Annotated in this window: 17 protein-coding genes; all 17 read left to right on the forward strand. The window is 30.4% G+C overall.

What is annotated here, in order from left to right:
• Positions 1 to 32: 32 nt before the first annotated feature.
• A complete protein-coding gene (flgK, locus tag BM119_RS01090; RefSeq protein WP_090037999.1) occupies positions 33 to 1,802 on the forward strand; it encodes a flagellar hook-associated protein FlgK in 1,770 nt (589 codons plus the stop codon).
• A gap of 12 nt (positions 1,803 to 1,814) precedes the next feature.
• Positions 1,815 to 2,876 carry a flagellar hook-associated protein FlgL gene (flgL, locus tag BM119_RS01095; protein ID WP_090038001.1) on the forward strand — a complete coding sequence of 354 codons (1,062 nt, stop codon included), beginning with the start codon at positions 1,815 to 1,817 and terminating at the stop codon, positions 2,874 to 2,876.
• Positions 2,877 to 2,888: 12 nt separating this feature from the next.
• Entirely contained in the window at positions 2,889 to 3,314 is a 426-nt protein-coding gene (fliW, locus tag BM119_RS01100) for a flagellar assembly protein FliW (RefSeq protein ID WP_090038004.1), read from the forward strand.
• A 4-nt stretch (positions 3,315 to 3,318) separates the two neighbouring features.
• Complete coding sequence (gene csrA, locus BM119_RS01105; protein WP_090038006.1) at positions 3,319 to 3,528, forward strand: carbon storage regulator CsrA; 210 nt, start codon at positions 3,319 to 3,321, stop codon at positions 3,526 to 3,528.
• 26 nt (positions 3,529 to 3,554) lie between these two features.
• A complete protein-coding gene (locus BM119_RS01110; protein WP_090038009.1) occupies positions 3,555 to 3,902 on the forward strand; it encodes a flagellar protein FlaG in 348 nt (115 codons plus the stop codon).
• A 24-nt stretch (positions 3,903 to 3,926) separates the two neighbouring features.
• A complete protein-coding gene (gene fliS / locus BM119_RS01115) occupies positions 3,927 to 4,304 on the forward strand; it encodes a flagellar export chaperone FliS (RefSeq protein WP_090038468.1) in 378 nt (125 codons plus the stop codon).
• A gap of 16 nt (positions 4,305 to 4,320) precedes the next feature.
• Positions 4,321 to 6,348: a flagellar filament capping protein FliD gene (gene fliD / locus BM119_RS01120; protein ID WP_090038012.1), complete on the forward strand. Its 2,028-nt coding sequence runs from the start codon at positions 4,321 to 4,323 to the stop codon at positions 6,346 to 6,348.
• On the forward strand, positions 6,348 to 6,674 hold the full coding sequence (locus BM119_RS01125; RefSeq protein ID WP_090038014.1) for a flagellar protein FliT: 327 nt from the start codon (positions 6,348 to 6,350) through the stop codon (positions 6,672 to 6,674). The genes fliD and BM119_RS01125 overlap by 1 nt, the downstream gene beginning before the upstream one ends.
• Positions 6,675 to 6,924: 250 nt before the next feature.
• Positions 6,925 to 8,286 carry a flagellin N-terminal helical domain-containing protein gene (locus tag BM119_RS01130; RefSeq protein ID WP_090038017.1) on the forward strand — a complete coding sequence of 454 codons (1,362 nt, stop codon included), beginning with the start codon at positions 6,925 to 6,927 and terminating at the stop codon, positions 8,284 to 8,286.
• 418 nt (positions 8,287 to 8,704) lie between these two features.
• Positions 8,705 to 9,559: a flagellin N-terminal helical domain-containing protein gene (locus BM119_RS01135; protein ID WP_177199280.1), complete on the forward strand. Its 855-nt coding sequence runs from the start codon at positions 8,705 to 8,707 to the stop codon at positions 9,557 to 9,559.
• Positions 9,560 to 10,438: 879 nt separating this feature from the next.
• Positions 10,439 to 10,849 carry a flagellar basal body rod protein FlgB gene (flgB, locus tag BM119_RS01140; protein WP_090038022.1) on the forward strand — a complete coding sequence of 137 codons (411 nt, stop codon included), beginning with the start codon at positions 10,439 to 10,441 and terminating at the stop codon, positions 10,847 to 10,849.
• 1 nt (position 10,850) lies between these two features.
• On the forward strand, positions 10,851 to 11,279 hold the full coding sequence (flgC, locus tag BM119_RS01145; RefSeq protein ID WP_090038025.1) for a flagellar basal body rod protein FlgC: 429 nt from the start codon (positions 10,851 to 10,853) through the stop codon (positions 11,277 to 11,279).
• 10 nt (positions 11,280 to 11,289) lie between these two features.
• The gene (fliE, locus tag BM119_RS01150) at positions 11,290 to 11,595 is read left to right on the forward strand and encodes a flagellar hook-basal body complex protein FliE (protein ID WP_090038027.1); all 306 of its coding nucleotides are present in this window, start codon (positions 11,290 to 11,292) and stop codon (positions 11,593 to 11,595) included.
• 16 nt (positions 11,596 to 11,611) lie between these two features.
• The gene (gene fliF, locus BM119_RS01155; RefSeq protein ID WP_090038030.1) at positions 11,612 to 13,201 is read left to right on the forward strand and encodes a flagellar basal-body MS-ring/collar protein FliF; all 1,590 of its coding nucleotides are present in this window, start codon (positions 11,612 to 11,614) and stop codon (positions 13,199 to 13,201) included.
• Positions 13,202 to 13,206: 5 nt separating this feature from the next.
• The gene (fliG, locus tag BM119_RS01160; protein WP_090038469.1) at positions 13,207 to 14,223 is read left to right on the forward strand and encodes a flagellar motor switch protein FliG; all 1,017 of its coding nucleotides are present in this window, start codon (positions 13,207 to 13,209) and stop codon (positions 14,221 to 14,223) included.
• Positions 14,207 to 14,980 carry a FliH/SctL family protein gene (locus BM119_RS01165; RefSeq protein ID WP_090038033.1) on the forward strand — a complete coding sequence of 258 codons (774 nt, stop codon included), beginning with the start codon at positions 14,207 to 14,209 and terminating at the stop codon, positions 14,978 to 14,980. The genes fliG and BM119_RS01165 overlap by 17 nt, the downstream gene beginning before the upstream one ends.
• A complete protein-coding gene (fliI, locus tag BM119_RS01170; RefSeq protein WP_090038035.1) occupies positions 14,981 to 16,291 on the forward strand; it encodes a flagellar protein export ATPase FliI in 1,311 nt (436 codons plus the stop codon).
• The last annotated feature ends 8 nt before the right edge of the window (positions 16,292 to 16,299 follow it).

Consider the following 16,299-nt stretch of genomic DNA (forward strand, 5'->3'; position numbering starts at 1 on the left):
ATGGAAAAATAAAAAGATAAGGATGTGAAAAAATGTCAGGATTATTCAGTACTTTTAATGTGGCAAAGAGAGGAATATCTGTTCAACAAAGATGTATAGATGTTACTTCTCATAATATTGCCAATGCAAACACACCAGGTTATAGTAGACAAAGGGCAAATATAACAACAACAAGACCTTTTGGAATGCCATCTATGCAGGGGGCTTTTGAACCTGGACAACTTGGAACAGGGGCAGAAGTTTCGTCAATAAGTAGAATAAGAGATACATTTTTAGACTATCAGTTTAGAAGTGAGAGTAGCACTTATGGGAAGTATGAACAAAGATATAAATTTTTAACTGAGGTTGAAGGGATTTTTAATGAGCCTTCAGACTCAGGAATATCAGATTTGATGGGAAAATTTTTTGATGCATGGCAAGAAGTTTCGAAAAATCCAAGTATTTCAAGAAATGTTCTTGTAGAACAAAGTAAAGCATTATCAAATGCTTTAAATCATGCAAGTAATCAGCTTGATAAGGTAAGTAAAAATGCTGAAGGATTAATAAAAGATAGTGTATTTGAAATAAATAATATATTTAATCAGGTTAATCAATTAAATAAAGAGATAAGAGCAGTAACAGTATCGGGGAAGACTCCAAATGATTTAATGGATAGAAGAGATTCACTGTTGGACGAGCTTAGTAAAAAGTTCAATATAGATATAGATAGAGAGCAACTTAATACAGTAACAGTGGGAGCTAATGATTCAGAGTATGGTGATTTTACATTTATCCAAGATACAGATGATAAAGATTTTAATAGATTATCATATGTTAATTCTATAGAGCCTAATCTCAAGCCTGATGGTACACCAGATGGAACATACAATGTAACTTATTATGAATTAGGTGATTCTAGTAAACCCAAAACTATAAATATGAAGATGTCTAAGGATGATGCTAAAAAATTAGGTGATTCTAGAATACTTATGGCAGATAAGGATGGAAATCCAGTGGACAAGGATGGAAATCTTATTAAAGATGGTGGAGAGCCCGTGATTTTTGCTCCTACTAGTGGAGACTTAAAGGGACTAGCATCTATAAAAGATGATGTTAAGGTATACAGAGATCAGTTAGATAATTTGGCAAAAGCATTAGCTATGGCAATAAACTCAGTTCATAGTGGAACAAATAAATCTTCAGAAGATGAACTTCCTTATTTTGTGAGTAAAGAATTTAATGAAAAATTGAAAAAGATAAAAAATGATAATAGTTTAGATGAGGATGAGAAAAAAAAGGCAATAAAAGAATTAACTAAGACAGAAAATGAAAATATGGAGAAAAATATAACTTCGGGAAACTTAGAGCTGAATTGTGAAATTTCTGATGATCCAATGAAAATAAAAGTAGGAAAAGATGGGGCTGGAGAAAGCGACGGAAGCAAAGCATTGCTTATTGCTCAAATAAGAGATGCAATGTTACTAATACAAGATATGGATAAGGACATGACAAGAGATAAGTTTATAACGTTAACTTCAGAAGGTGGAATAGAATCAAATACTAAAGGAATGAAACTTGATGGGTATTTTAAAGACACAGTAAATAAACTTGGAGTTCAATGTCAAGAAGCTAAAAGAACAACAAAAAATCAATTAGATCTTTTGGCAGGATATGATGAGTCAAGACTATCAGTTTCAGGGGTTTCACTTGATGAGGAAATGGCAAACTTAATACAATTTCAACATGCCTATAGTGCAAATGCAAAAGTAATTTCAACAGTAGATGAACTTTTAGACGTTGTAATAAACGGACTAAAAAAATAGGAGGTATAGATTATGAGAGTTACTAACAGCATGCTTTCAAGCAATTTTTTAAGAGATATGAGAAATAACCTTGAAACAATGCAAACACTTGAAAATCAGCTTACATCAGGTAAAGAGATAAGAAGACCATCTGATAATCCATTTAAGGTTGCGAGAAGTATGCAGCTTCACGGGGATATACTAGCCAATAAGCAATACAATGAAAATATAAAAGACACAATAAACTGGCTTGATACAACTGATACAGCATTAAATCAAACAACAAACACTCTTCAAAGAATAAGAGAGCTTATGGTTTCAGCTGGTAATGGTGGATATGGAACAGATGAAAGAAAAGCTATATGTGATGAAATTAATGAGAAAATTGGGGAGCTTGGTCAAGTTTTAAACACAAATTTTGATGGGAAATATGTGTTTGGAGGCACTAAAGGAACCTCGAAACCTATGGCTGCAGTTGAGGATACAGATGGACGTAATCATATTGTATACGCTACGAAGGATGGAAATTATTTGAATAGTGAAGGTAAACTATTAAAGAAGACATCAGAGGGCAAGTTAGAAATATCAGGAGGGGAACCAGAGGTTGTAGAGCCTCCTAATGATCCAGATAAGTATAAAGAAGAATATATGCATATATCTCAGGATCTAGCTACAGAGATATCTCAAGGAGTTACAATAGAGTATAATGTTACGTCAAGGGACATATTTGAGTTTAAAGATAGCAAAGGAACTAATAGTAATTTAATGGATTTGCTTAATGATATAACTAAGAATTTGAATGACCCTGATGGGGTATCTAAGCTTACTGGCGAAAATTTAGATGATATAACAAAAGCTATGGATAATGTTTTGAAAATTAGATCAGAGGTGGGAGCAAAACAAAATAGAATGGATGCAGCAAAGGAACAAAATACAGAAGAAAACTTTAATTTAACTGATATATTATCTAAAACTGAAGATATAGATTTTGTAGAAAAACAAATGGAGTTTGCAACAATGCAGACAGTTTACGTTGCATCACTTCAAACTTCAGCTAGAGTTCTTCAACCATCTCTTATGGATTATTTAAGGTAGGGGTGGAGTAAAATGATATTAGAAAGTAAAATACATGGAACTATAGAATATGAAGAAAATGATATCATAGTATTTAAAAAATCCATTCTTGGGTTTAGTGATTTAAATAAATTTATTTTATTTGATTTAAAGGATAATGCCGCGTTTAAGGTGCTTCATTCAATAGAAGACACTTCAATAGGATTTATAGTAATAAATCCATTTGATTTTTTTAAAGAATATGAATTTAAACTTAATAATAAGGTTATAAAAAATGTAAAAATAGAAGATACAAATGAAGTTATGGTATTAAATACAATAACTATTAATAATGAAGTTAAGAAAATAACCACAAACTTAAGAGCACCTATAATAATAAATATAAATAAGTCCTTAGGGGAACAAATAGTATTAGAGAGTGAAAAATATAAAATAAAGGAACCCCTAGTTAAGGAGTGATAAAATGCTAGTTATTTCAAGAAAAAAAGGTGAAAGCATTCGTATAGGTGATGATATAGAGATTACTGTGGTTAAGGCAGAGGATGGTACTGTAAAACTTGCTATAGATGCACCAAGAAACATACAAATATTAAGAAAAGAATTATTAAGAGCCATAGAAGAAGAAAATAAAAAAGCTAGTAATATGGATTTATCCCTGCTAAAACATATCTAAAAATCTTTTAATAAGAGGTGTTTAACATGGAAGTTACAAAACTTGGTCAAGGAAGACAAGAAATGTCAAACAATGTTGAGAAAGTAGTAAGTTACTCAAACACTAAGGATGATAATGAAGCATTAGGATTAAAAGATAATGAATTAAAAAAAGAAGATCTAGATAAAGCAATGAATAAGCTAAATAAGTTTTGGGATGATGAAAATATAAAGGTTGAATATAATACTCATGAGAAGTTTAGAAATTCTATAATTATAAAAATAACTAATAAAGAAACTCATGAGGTTCTTATGGAAGTACCTCCAAAAAAAATCTTAGACATGGTAGCAAAGATGTGTGAAATGGTGGGGGTACTCATTGATAAAAAGGCATAATAATTGGAGGGTTTATAGAAAATGATGTATGGAAATAAAGGTTTCAATGCATATAAGAATAATAGTGTAAATTATGCATCAAAAGATCAACTTCTTTTAATGCTCGTCGATGGAGCAGTTAAGTTTGCTAAAATAAGCAGACAAGCCATAGCTGATAAAGATATAAAGAAAGCTCATGAAAGCATAATTAGAACTCAAGATATATTTATAGAACTCATGGCTACACTAGATAGAAGTAATGGGCAATGGTCAGAGCAAATATTTAGAGTTTATGAATTCATAAATTCTAGACTTGTTGAGGCAAATCTTAAAAAAAGTGTTGAGATAATGGATGAAGTATTACCTCTTATAGAGGATGTAAGAGATACTTGGAATGAAGCATATAAACTTTCTAAAAAATAAATAGGAGGATAGGTATATGAGAATAAATGGATTTAGTGGAATAGATGTAGATACTATGGTTAAAGATATGATGAAACCATATAATGTAAAGGTAGACAAGCAAAAGCAACAAAGGGATTTAATAAAGTGGAAACAGGATTTATATAGAGATGTAACAAAAGATATGAGGGGGATGTACAATAAGTACTTTGATGTTTTATCAAAGGATTATTTGCTTTCAACAAGCAATTTATCTTCTACAAAGGCGGAGTCAAAGGATTCAAGTATTTTAAATGTATCAGGATTATCGGGAGCTAAATCTGGAACGTATAAAGTTAATATAGATAAATTAGCTACCACTGCAAGTGTTAAGTCAGAGATTAATTTAAAAGATGGAATTAATACTAAATTAGACTTAGATTCAGATGTAACACTAACATTTAATATTAATGGAAAAGATAAAGAAGTAGTTATAAAACAAGGTTCTACTGTGGAAGAGATGATGAATACAATAAATGGATCTTTAAAGGATTCAGATATAAAAGCAAGCTATAGTGAATTTACTGGAGGATTAACTATAGAAAACACCAAAACAGGGAATAATAGCAGTTTGCAAGTAAAAGGATTAGATAATATAAAAATAGATGGGAAAGCTGTTTTTGGAATTGGTGGGACTACTCTTACAAAAGGTGATTTAGACTTTACTGAAATATTAGCTAAAAATAAAGAGTTGAGTTTATCTTCATTAAAAGGAAATACTATAAAGTTTAAGGGTAAAGATACTGATGGAAACGAAGTTGAAAAAGAGGTTGTTATCGAAGAAGAGGATACAATTGAAAGCCTTGAAAAAAAATTAACAGATGAAGGAGCAACTGTTAACTTTGAAGATGGTAAACTTAAGGTAAATGACGAAGAAAAGTTAGATGCAAGAAATGCTATAACAAAAGATACATCGTTAAAGCCACTTTTTGGTAAAGAACTTCAAATAGGTGATGAAAAAATAACTATACAAGATACTGACACACTAGAATCACTAGCTTTAAAAATCAATAAAACAACTGAAAGATCCGTATCACTTGCTGGTGGAAAAATAGCTCTTGAAGTTCAAGGAGATAAGGCAATATCTTTTAGTGATTCTGGAGTAAAAGTAGAGAGTCAAAAATTTAATGAAATAAATGGACATGATGCTGAGTTTGAAATTATCTTACCTGGAAGTAACAAACCAATTAAGCAAACAAGTGAAAAAAATATATTCACAAAAGATAATATAACCTTTAATTTTAATGATATTGGGGAAACAACCTTTACAGTTAAAAATGATGTTTCGGGTGCAGTAGATAAAATAACAGGATTTATTGATGATTATAATAAACTTGTTAGTGATATGTATTCAAAAGTTACAACAAAAAAGAATAAAATGGGAGAGTATCTTCCTCTTACAGATGAACAAAAAAAAGATATGTCTGAAGATGAAATTAAGAGATGGGAAGAAAAGGGAAAAACTGGATTGCTAAAAGGAGATATGCTTCTAAATTCTATATTGGGAGATATGAGAGGTGTATTTGATTCATATACTGGAATGGGTAAAGAATTAAACAAAATAGGCATAAGTTTAAGTGAAGATACTACTAAGCCAAATTGCCTAGACATAGATAAAGATAAATTAGCTAAGGCTCTTGAAAATGATGGTGAAGATGTTATCAATATGCTTATTTCAACAGAACAAATTCAAGCAACAAAACATAATGGAGAACCTATAGTAGATAGTAAAGGTAAGCCAGTTATGGTTTCTAAGGGAGTATTTGCTAAACTAAAAGATAAAACTCGGGATGCTTGTATGAAATATCAATCTACACTTTCTGAAAAAGCAGGTGTTTATGGAGCAACTGGTGATGATGAGCTAAGCAAAGCTATTACTAAAAGGAATGATAAAATAAAAGAAATGGAAAAAGATTTACAAGTAAGAGAACAAGCCTTTTATGTAAAATTTTCAAGGTTAGAACAAGCTATGAATAAATTTAATTCACAGCAATCAGCACTTTCTCAACAATTTGGAGGCATGTAATGTCAAATCCAAAGATCCTTTTAAATATATATAAAGAAGAAACAGAAAAAATATTAGAAGCAGTAGAAGAAGAAAATCTTGATGTTATAGATGAAATGTTTAACAAAAGGCAAGAAATAATAGAAGAGTTAAAGAAATATGATTTGAAAGTATATAAAAAAGAATTCAGCGATAATATAGTTCCACTAGAAAAAAAGCTTAAGATTGTAATGGAAGAAAAAAAACAATATTTTAAAGAAGAACTTTTTAAAATAAGAAAACAAAAAACAGCAAATAAAGCATATAATAATGGTAATTTTAATAGTATATTCAATAAAAAAGTTTAAATTTTTACTAAAGAATACTTTTGTTTATACGATAAAATTATTGTTGGCTATCTTAATAGTATTTTATTATAAAAAAATATAAAAACTATAAAGTATAAGACTTTTAACACGATAAAATAATTAGTTGATTAAAAATTTTATAAAAATATAAAGTTACTATATTTTTATATGATATTAACATTAGATAATCAACAAAAAATAAAAAATATACCACAAGGATGTGGAGAAAAACTCAAGGAGGATTTTTATTATGATAATTAATCACAATATGAACGCAATGAACGCTCATAGAAATATGGGTATGAACGTAGGAAATGCAGGAAAATCAATGGAGAAATTATCTTCAGGATTAAGAATCAACAGAGCTGGAGATGATGCTGCAGGTCTTGCTATATCTGAAAAGATGAGAGGTCAAATAAGAGGATTAGATCAAGCATCAAGAAACTCTCAAGATGGTATATCAATGATACAAACAGCAGAAGGTGGATTAAACGAAACTCATTCAATTCTTCAAAGAATGAGAGAATTAGCAGTTCAAGCATCAAATGATACAAACAATACTGCAGATAGGGGCCAAATCCAAAAGGAAATGGACCAATTAAGAAACGAAATTGATAGAATAGGAAACACTACAGAATTTAATACTAAGAAATTATTAAATGGTGATTCTGATGTTAAAGCTACATTAGGAGATACTCTTAAAGATGTAATTAAAATTACTGGAAGTTCTGATAAAACTAAAGTTGGTACAGAATTAGAAATAACTGATGTTACAAAAGCTACAGAATCTAAGTCAGCTGAATTTGGAACAGCTCTTGGAACTAACCAAGTTGCTGCAGCTGATAATGGTAAAGAATTAGAGATAAATGGTGTAAAAATAAAATTAGCAACAGGTGATACAGTAGATGATTTAAATAAGAAGCTTAAAGAAGCTGGATCAGATGTTACATTATCAGAAGATGGAACATCTAAGAAGTTAGTTGCAACTTCTAAAGCTGTAGGTTCAGATGCTAAATTATCTATAAAATTTGATGGTGCAGATGTAGCAGCAACCGCAGGTAAAGATGCTACAGTTAAGACTAAAGATGGCACAGTTTATACAGGAAAAGGTAATACTGTAACTTTAGGTTCTCAAGCAGGAGATGCTGAAGGATTGAAGATAGAAGTTGAGAAGGATGCTGCTGGATTAGCAGCTAAAAATACTGTGAAAGTTGATAATGTTGGAGCAAACCTACAAATAGGTGCTAATGAAGGACAAAACATAGCATTATCAATAGGAGATATGAGAGCGGAAGCTTTAGGAGTTAATGCTATAGATGTAAGCGATGCTAAAAAAGCTGATGCAACAGTTACAACTATACAAAGTGCTATAGATAAAGTATCAACTGAAAGATCAAAGCTTGGTGCTTATCAAAATAGATTAGAGCATACTATAAACAACTTAAGCACATCATCAGAAAACTTACAAGCAGCAGAATCAAGAGTAAGAGACGTTGATATGGCAAAAGAAATGATGAGTTTCTCAAAGAATAACATACTTCAACAAGCTGCACAAGCAATGCTTTCTCAAGCTAATCAACAACCACAAGGAGTACTTCAATTATTAAGATAGTAAATTAGATTATATAGAAGTCGGGGATATATCTCTCCGGCTTTTTCTTATATTACAAAATTTAAATAAATGCTTTAGATAAGGATAATATTTAATACAACAATATATGCTATTCTTAAATATTCATTTAATGAATGCATTTTAAATTGTTGTAGGGGACGGAAGATACAAATAGAAAATGAAAAAGGATTTCTAGATTTTAGAGGTCCTTTTTATGTTAAGAAAATCTTAAAACCTACGAAGAATATATATAGGTGTATTTAAAATCTATTAAGTAGTTATGAAAAACAGTTCAACTATTCTTAGAGATTTATATGAGCTTAAATGTTTTAATAATCTATTTTAACTTATTATATTTTCTAAGGAGCGGAAGAGTAATATTCATATAATTTAATGGATGGAAAAGGAGTGTGATGAAATGAGATTATATCATAATATGGCATCAATGAATGCATATAAAACATATACTAATAGCTTAAATAAGCAATCGTTAGTGATGAATAGAATAAATACAGGGTCTAGAATTAATAAAGCTAAAGATAACCCTAATGCAATGGCAAAATCTGAAACTATGCAGATACAAATAAGAGGACTTCAAATGGCTCAAAAAAATGTCCAAGATGGTGTTTCTATGATGCAAAGTGTAGATGGGTCATTATCAAGCATGAATGAGTATTTAAATAGAATTAGAGAGTTAACTGTACAAGCAGGAGGAGCTACTGGTAAAGAAGAATTAGGAGCAATACAAAATGAAATTAATCAAATGGTTGATGGAATGAAAGATATAATTAAAGGTAGCGATTTTAATGGGGTTCAACTTATAGGAAATGATGAGGTTACAGATAATTCTAGACCTAAGATTACTGAAATGTTAGCAGGAGCTAATAGTGGTGATGTTATAAAACTTCCAGCATATAATCTTGATCCAGCAAACTTAAAAAATGGTACAGGGGAGAGTCTTGAAAGCATAGATATAACAAATAAAGATATAGATAAAGCACTTAGTATAGTAAATTCTTCAATAAAAACTGTTACAGATGTAAGAACAAAGTATGGTGCAGTATGTAATAGATTAGAAACTGCATATGATATAACGGGGGAAATGGGAGTTACTTTGGAAGGTGCTCAAAGTTCTGTTGCAGATGCAGATGTAGCATTAGAAATGATGGATTTAGCTAAATACAATATATTAGTAGATTCAAGTCTTTCTATAATGCGTCAAACAAATAACTTTCCTCAAGATGTTCTCAGAATATTAGAAAATCTTAAATAAGAAAAAAACTCAAAAGTAAGAATACTTTTGAGTTTTTTGTTTAAAATACAATTATTTCATATTATGGTATAATAGTGATTGAGTTTTGAGTAAAAACACAAAATATAAAGAAGTATATGAATTTATATAAAATTATGTAGAATAAGTGATTACATAAAGAGATAAATAAGTTTATATAAGATTATTAATAGTAAGATATTAAGCAATATTATAGCCTATACTTAATTAAATAAAAAGTATTTAAAGTAAAATTATTCAATTATTATTTAGCAAGTTTAATTCATATTAAACTTATTAATGAAAAAAAATAAAATGTTAACATATAAAAATAAAATGTTAATAAAATTAATTTAATGTTAATTATAACTTAAGTAAACCTTAAATAAATATTAAATTAATCTTAAATAAAAAAATAAGGTTGATTTTTAATTTTGTATAATAATATGTATTATATTTAAAATAGAAATATAGTACATATATATGTAATTTATTTACTTATACATTAAAAAATTGTTAAAACGAAGGTTAAAATCACAATGTTAATGAAATATGTATTAATATAGATATAGTTGAGCTTTGAAATTACGACAAAATTCCAAAAAAAAATTATTTCTAAAGTATGTAATTAGGTGAAAACAAGGGTTTAGAGGGTTTTAATGAAAAGTTAAATGTAAATGTAATTAATATTTAAAAAATACTAGAAAAAACATGTCAATTACTTTATAATGGTATTTAAATTAGTAAATATTATCTAATCAGGAGTTTTAGTTGTATATTTGAACATAAACTTTAATATATTAACATGAGTTTCAATAAAATTAACATAAAAATCTACACATTTTTGATGTTTTCAACATATTAATACAAGGAGTTGATGGTGTGAGGGTAGATGGAAATTCATCAATAGATCAAAAAGTATATGATCTTTTAAAACAAGATTTAAATGCTGCATCTGTAAGAGGAAAAATTATTTCAAATAATATATCAAATGTTAATACTAAGGAATATAAAAGATTTGATGTTGTTTTTGAAGAAACTTTAAAAGATGAAGATAAAGACTTATCACTAAAGAAAACAAATAATAAACATTTAGATGGTGGAGATTTTCAAGATGGAGTAAAAGTTCAACAAGATAATTCATCAAGCATGAGAAGTGATGGAAACAATGTTGACATAGATATGGAAAAGGTTAATCAAGCAGCAAATACTTTGTTGTATAACACCTTAATAACAAGTTATAACAACAGGTTAAACTCATCAAGGTACGTAGTAACTGGAGGAGGTAGATAATATGGATGCTTTTAGGGCTATGAGAATAAGTGCAAGCGGTCTTTCAGCTGAAAGATTAAGAATGGACACAATAACATCTAACATGGTTAATGCTGAAACTACTAGAGGAGAAGATGGCAAACCTTATGTAAGAAAAATTGCTGTGTTTCAAGAAAACTTGGACAAGGCTCTAGGTAATGATAAAAAGTTAGGTGAAGATTTACTAGGGGTAAAGGCAGTTAAGATAGAAGAAGATAAATCACCATTAAGAACTGTTTATAATCCTTCTCATCCAGATGCTAATGAAGAAGGATATGTTACCATGCCAAATGTAAATTTATTAAATGAAATGGCTGATATGATAGCAGCAACTAGGTCATACGAAGCAAATGTAGATGCTTTAAATGCAATGAAGGGCATGTATTCTAAAGCACTAGAAATAGGTAGATAGGAGGATGAAAATGAAGATAAACGGATTTGTACCCAATAATGAAATTTTTACAAAAATGTCTGTTGGACAAGAGAATAAAATTGAAACATCTTCAAATAATACCTTTGGAAATGTTTTGAAGGGTGAATTAGATAAAGTTAATGAAAGTCAAATAGCTTCAGAAGATATTACTGAAAGATTCATAAAAGGCGAAGATATAGATGTACATAATGTAATGGTAGCTGGTGAGGAAGCAAAACTTTCCCTACAGTTAGCTGTTCAAGTGAGAAATAAACTTGTTGAAGCATATCAAGAAATAAGTAGAATGCAGTTATAGAATAGGAGTGCTTTAGATGGAAAAGCTTAAAGAGGGCTTTAGAAAAATTAAAGAAAAATTCCTTTCTCTCTCTAAATTGATGAGGATAGGAATTATTGTTTTGATAGCAGGGATAATACTTGCATTAATATTTCTAGGTGTATACTTACAAAACAACAAGTATGGTGTGCTTTTCTCGAATTTAGATCCTAATGATGCAAAGGTTGTTACAGAAAAGCTAAGTGATAAAAAAGTTGAGACTAAAGTAAAAGGTAGTTCTATATATGTTCCTAAAGAAAAAGTAGACGAGCTTAGATTAGAGCTTGCTACAGATATTACTAGCGGAAGTAAGGGATATGAACTTATGGATAGTGGTAGTTCTTTTGGAATGACAGATGATGAGTTCAAGGTTAAAAAGCAAAGAGTACTTCAGGGGGAGATAGAGAGAACTATAAAAAGTTTCCCTCAAGTAGAAAATACAAGAGTGCATTTAACCCCAGCAGAAGAATCAGCTTTTGTAAAGGAAAGTAAACCAGGAAAAGCATCAGTGTATTTACAATTAAAACCAGGAACTAATCTTGAAAAAGAACAGGTTAAATCAATAGTTTCACTTGTTTCGGGAGCGACATCAAATACACCAAAAGAAAGTATAGAAGTAATAGATGATAAGATGAATCTTTTAAGTAGAGATTTATTTGATGATAAGGATGAATTTTCATCGTCATCATTAGAAAAACAAAAGAATTTTGAAACGGATTTCGATTCAAAATTGGAAAAGGCTGTTTTAGAAATGTTAGAGCCTGTTCTAGGTAAGGATAAGGTTAAAGTAAAAATAAAATCAGATTTAGATTTTGATGCTAAAGAAAAAACTGATGTTATTGTAGATCCTAATACTGCAGTGGTAAGTGAATCTACATCAAAAGAAACATCTAATGAAAATGGCGGAAATGCAGCCCAAAGTCCAGTAGATAATAATATGACAAATAGCATTGATAACAATAATAAAGGAAATGCAACTTCTACAAAAGAAGATAAGAAAACAAATTATGAAGTTGGAAAATCAGAAACAAAAGTAATAAGTGCGCCAGGAGCAATTAAAAGAATATCAGCTTCAGTTATAGTGGATGGAAACTTAGATTCTAGATCAGAAGATAATGTAAAGAATGCAGTTTCAGCTGCAATAGGGTTCAATGAACAAAGAGGAGATCAAATAAGTGTTATAGGGATGACATTTGATCCAGCTCAAAAGGATGCAGCAAATAAAGCTATAGACGAAATGGAAAAAGCTAAAGCTCAAGAAGAAAAGACCAGTCTTTATAAGAAAATAGGATTAGGTACGGTAGCTGCTATTTTAGTTATAGGTGGAATAGTATTATTTATAATTAAACGTAGAAGAGATGAAGAAGATGAGGATGATGAGGAGGAAGAAGACTTTGAGGGAAACAACTTAAATGTTGTTATAGGTGATAATGTGAATCCTAAAGAAGAAGTTAAGTTAAGTCCAATAGATTTTGAGGGAAATAATGAGAAAAACCATGTTGAAAATGAACTTAAGCGATATGCTAAGGAAAAACCAGAACAGTTGGCAGAAGTAGTTAAAGCATGGCTTGCAGAGGATGAGAGGTGATGGAAATGTCTAAGGAATCAGAAAAGTTGACAGGAGTTCAAAAATCAGCGATTTTATTTATAACATTAGGACCAGAAGTATCTGCTAATATTATAAAAAAACTTCCTGAGGCAGAAATTCAAAAGATAACTTATGAAATAGCCAATATGACTCATGTAAGCCAACAACAAAGACAAGAAGTTTTGGAAGAGTTCATAGAGATGAATAAAGCTAAAGACTACCTAATGGAAGGTGGAATGGATTATGCTAAGAGTCTTTTAGGAAAAGCCCTTGGACCTCAAAGAGCTAAGGAAATCTTAGATAAGATAGTTGAAGTAACTCAACAGTATAGACCATTTGCTATAGCCAGAAAAGCAGATGCTCATCAGCTTATGAATGTAATTGCCAATGAGCATCCTCAAACAATAGCATTAATATTATGTTATTTACAAGCAGATAAAGCGGGACAGGTATTGTCATCATTACCAGAGGAACTTCAAAGTGATGTAGCTTTTAGAGTTGCAAGTATGAAAAACACTTCCCCTATGGTTGTGAAAGAAATAGAAAAGGTACTTGATTCTAAGTTATCTTCTGTTATTAGATCTGATGTTACAGTTATTGGTGGAGTTGATACTTTAGTAGGTATATTAAACCAAGTAGACAGAACAACAGAAAAGAATATAACAGAAGGACTAGAAAGAGAAGATATGGAATTGGCAGAAAGAATAAAGGAGTCTATGTTCGTATTCGAGGATATAGTAACTTTAGACAGTATGTCAATCCAAAGAGTTTTAAGAGAAATAGATCCGAAGGATTTAGCACTTGCTTTAAAAGGTTGCTCAGAAGAAGTTGCCAATACTATATTCAAGAACCAATCTAAGAGAGGTGCTGCTGCATTGAAAGAAGATATGGAATTCTTAGGACCAGTTAGACTTGTTGATGTTGAAAAAGCTCAGCAAAAAATTGTTGGTGTAATAAGAAGATTAGAAGATGCAGGAGAAATAGTACTTTCAAGAGGTGGAGAAGATGCCATCGTTTTATAGTAATATCATAAAAGATAGTAGTGCTGAAAAATCTGGAAGAAAAATAATAACTACAACTTATGAGGTTAAACCTAAAAAAATAGAGACATTAGAGGATGAAAAAGAAAAAGAGGATACTATTGATGACCCTTTAAGATTTGATCCTCTAGGTCAAATAATTATAGAAAAAGCTAAAAGAGATAGAGATGAATTGTTAAGAAAAACATATGAAGAAGTGGAAACTATAAGAAGTGATGCTTATAACGAAGCTTATAATATGGGGTATGAAGAAGGCAAAACAAGCGGATATGATGATGGATATAAAGAAGCATATGATAAGAATATAGAAAAAGCTAAAGAGGAAGCAGGTTCTATTATAGAGAATGCAAATAACATTTTATTAAGTGCAAAAGCACAATATGAAAATTACCTTAAAGAAAAGAAAGAGGAAATACTTGATTTAAGTTTATATATTGCACAATTAGCTCTTAATAAGGAAATCCTTAGAGATGATGCTATGGATGAAGTTATATTTAATGCACTTGAGGAATCAGCTAAGGCTAAAACTTATATTATTAAGTGCTCGGAGGAATATATAGACCATATAAATGAGAATGTTATTTTGTGGAAAGAAAAGCTTGCCTTAAATAATTGTGAGGTATTTATTATAAAAGATAATTCTTTAGAAAAAGGAAATGCTGTAATAGAGAAAAATAACGGTAAAATTAAGGTTGGAATAGATGTAGCCTTAGAGAATATAAAAAAGGAGTTATTCTAAATGATGGAAATAGATTTTCAAAAAATTAGAGATAGAGTTGGAAAATCTATAGTAGCTTACAATGAGGGCAAGGTTGAAAAAGTTATAGGTCTTACAGTTGAAGTTGAAGGTATAAAGTCCTTTGTTGGAGAGTTGTGTATAGTTTACAACAATAAAAACACTAAAATAATGTGTGAAACAGTTGGATTTAAAGAGAGCAGTGTTATCTTAATGCCTCTTGGAGAGCTTATAGGTATTGCTCCAGGCTGTAGAGTTGTTCCCCAAGGAAGGGCTTTGAATGTTCAATGTAGTGATGAGCTTTTAGGTCAAGTTTTAGATGGCTTAGGAAATCCCTTAGAGGATGGAGTAGAAAAAGTATTAGGGGAGGTATACAACTTAGATAGTAACCCCCCTGATCCTTTAAAAAGAAGAAGAATTAATGATGTACTTCCTACAGGGGTAAGAGCCATTGATGGCTTTCTAACCTGTGGAGAAGGGCAAAGAATTGGTATATTTGCAGGTAGTGGAGTTGGTAAGAGTACAACCCTTGGTATGATTGCAAAATATGCTGAGGCAGATATAAATATTATATGTCTAATAGGAGAAAGAGGTAGAGAAGTACGTGACTTTATTGAAAGAGACTTAGGTGAAGAAGGGCTTAAAAGATCTGTAGTAGTTTGTGCCACATCAGATAGGCCAGCACTGGTAAGAATAAAAGGAGCATTTACGGCTACTGCCATAGCAGAATATTTTAGAGATCAGGGAAAAAAAGTTATCCTTATGATGGATTCAGTTACAAGATTTGCTATGGCTCAAAGAGAGGTAGGACTAGCAATAGGAGAACCTCCAGCAACCAAAGGATATACACCATCAGTTTTTGCTATGCTACCAAGACTATTAGAAAGATCAGGAATGTCTGATAAAGGTTCCATAACAGCATTTTATACAGTATTGGTTGATGGCGATGATTTTAATGAACCAATAGCAGATGCGGTTAGAGGTATATTAGATGGACATATAGTTCTTTCAAGAGCTTTAGCACACAAAAATCATTATCCAGCTATAGATATTTTAAATAGCGTATCTAGACTTATGCCTGAAATAGCAGAAGAAGAGCATAAGAAATTAACATCCTTTGCTAGAGATTTACTTGCAACTTATAAGGACTCAGAGGATCTTATAAATCTTGGAGCTTATACAAAAGGCACAAATAATAAGATAGATATGGCAATCAACTATATAGATAGTATAAATGGATTTTTAAAGCAAGGGGTAACAGAACATACATCCTTTGAGGAAACTGTATTTAAATTAAAGTCCATATTTAATTAAAGGAGATG

Origin of the sequence: Clostridium frigidicarnis (genome assembly GCF_900111985.1) — a bacterium.
Classification (GTDB): Bacteria; Bacillota; Clostridia; order Clostridiales; family Clostridiaceae; genus Clostridium_Z; species Clostridium_Z frigidicarnis.

Bases quoted from the DNA above. Each gene is read 5' to 3' on its own strand.
- flgK (WP_090037999.1), top strand. From the start codon at position 33: ATGTCAGGATTATTCAGTACTTTTAATGTGGCAAAGAGAGGAATATCT.
- flgL (WP_090038001.1), top strand. From the start codon at position 1,815: ATGAGAGTTACTAACAGCATGCTTTCAAGCAATTTTTTAAGAGATATG.
- fliW (WP_090038004.1), top strand. From the start codon at position 2,889: ATGATATTAGAAAGTAAAATACATGGAACTATAGAATATGAAGAAAAT.
- csrA (WP_090038006.1), top strand. From the start codon at position 3,319: ATGCTAGTTATTTCAAGAAAAAAAGGTGAAAGCATTCGTATAGGTGAT.
- BM119_RS01110 (WP_090038009.1), top strand. From the start codon at position 3,555: ATGGAAGTTACAAAACTTGGTCAAGGAAGACAAGAAATGTCAAACAAT.
- fliS (WP_090038468.1), top strand. From the start codon at position 3,927: ATGTATGGAAATAAAGGTTTCAATGCATATAAGAATAATAGTGTAAAT.
- fliD (WP_090038012.1), top strand. From the start codon at position 4,321: ATGAGAATAAATGGATTTAGTGGAATAGATGTAGATACTATGGTTAAA.
- BM119_RS01125 (WP_090038014.1), top strand. From the start codon at position 6,348: ATGTCAAATCCAAAGATCCTTTTAAATATATATAAAGAAGAAACAGAA.
- BM119_RS01130 (WP_090038017.1), top strand. From the start codon at position 6,925: ATGATAATTAATCACAATATGAACGCAATGAACGCTCATAGAAATATG.
- BM119_RS01135 (WP_177199280.1), top strand. From the start codon at position 8,705: ATGAGATTATATCATAATATGGCATCAATGAATGCATATAAAACATAT.
- flgC (WP_090038025.1), top strand. From the start codon at position 10,851: ATGGATGCTTTTAGGGCTATGAGAATAAGTGCAAGCGGTCTTTCAGCT.
- fliE (WP_090038027.1), top strand. From the start codon at position 11,290: ATGAAGATAAACGGATTTGTACCCAATAATGAAATTTTTACAAAAATG.
- fliF (WP_090038030.1), top strand. From the start codon at position 11,612: ATGGAAAAGCTTAAAGAGGGCTTTAGAAAAATTAAAGAAAAATTCCTT.
- fliG (WP_090038469.1), top strand. From the start codon at position 13,207: ATGTCTAAGGAATCAGAAAAGTTGACAGGAGTTCAAAAATCAGCGATT.
- BM119_RS01165 (WP_090038033.1), top strand. From the start codon at position 14,207: ATGCCATCGTTTTATAGTAATATCATAAAAGATAGTAGTGCTGAAAAA.
- fliI (WP_090038035.1), top strand. From the start codon at position 14,981: ATGATGGAAATAGATTTTCAAAAAATTAGAGATAGAGTTGGAAAATCT.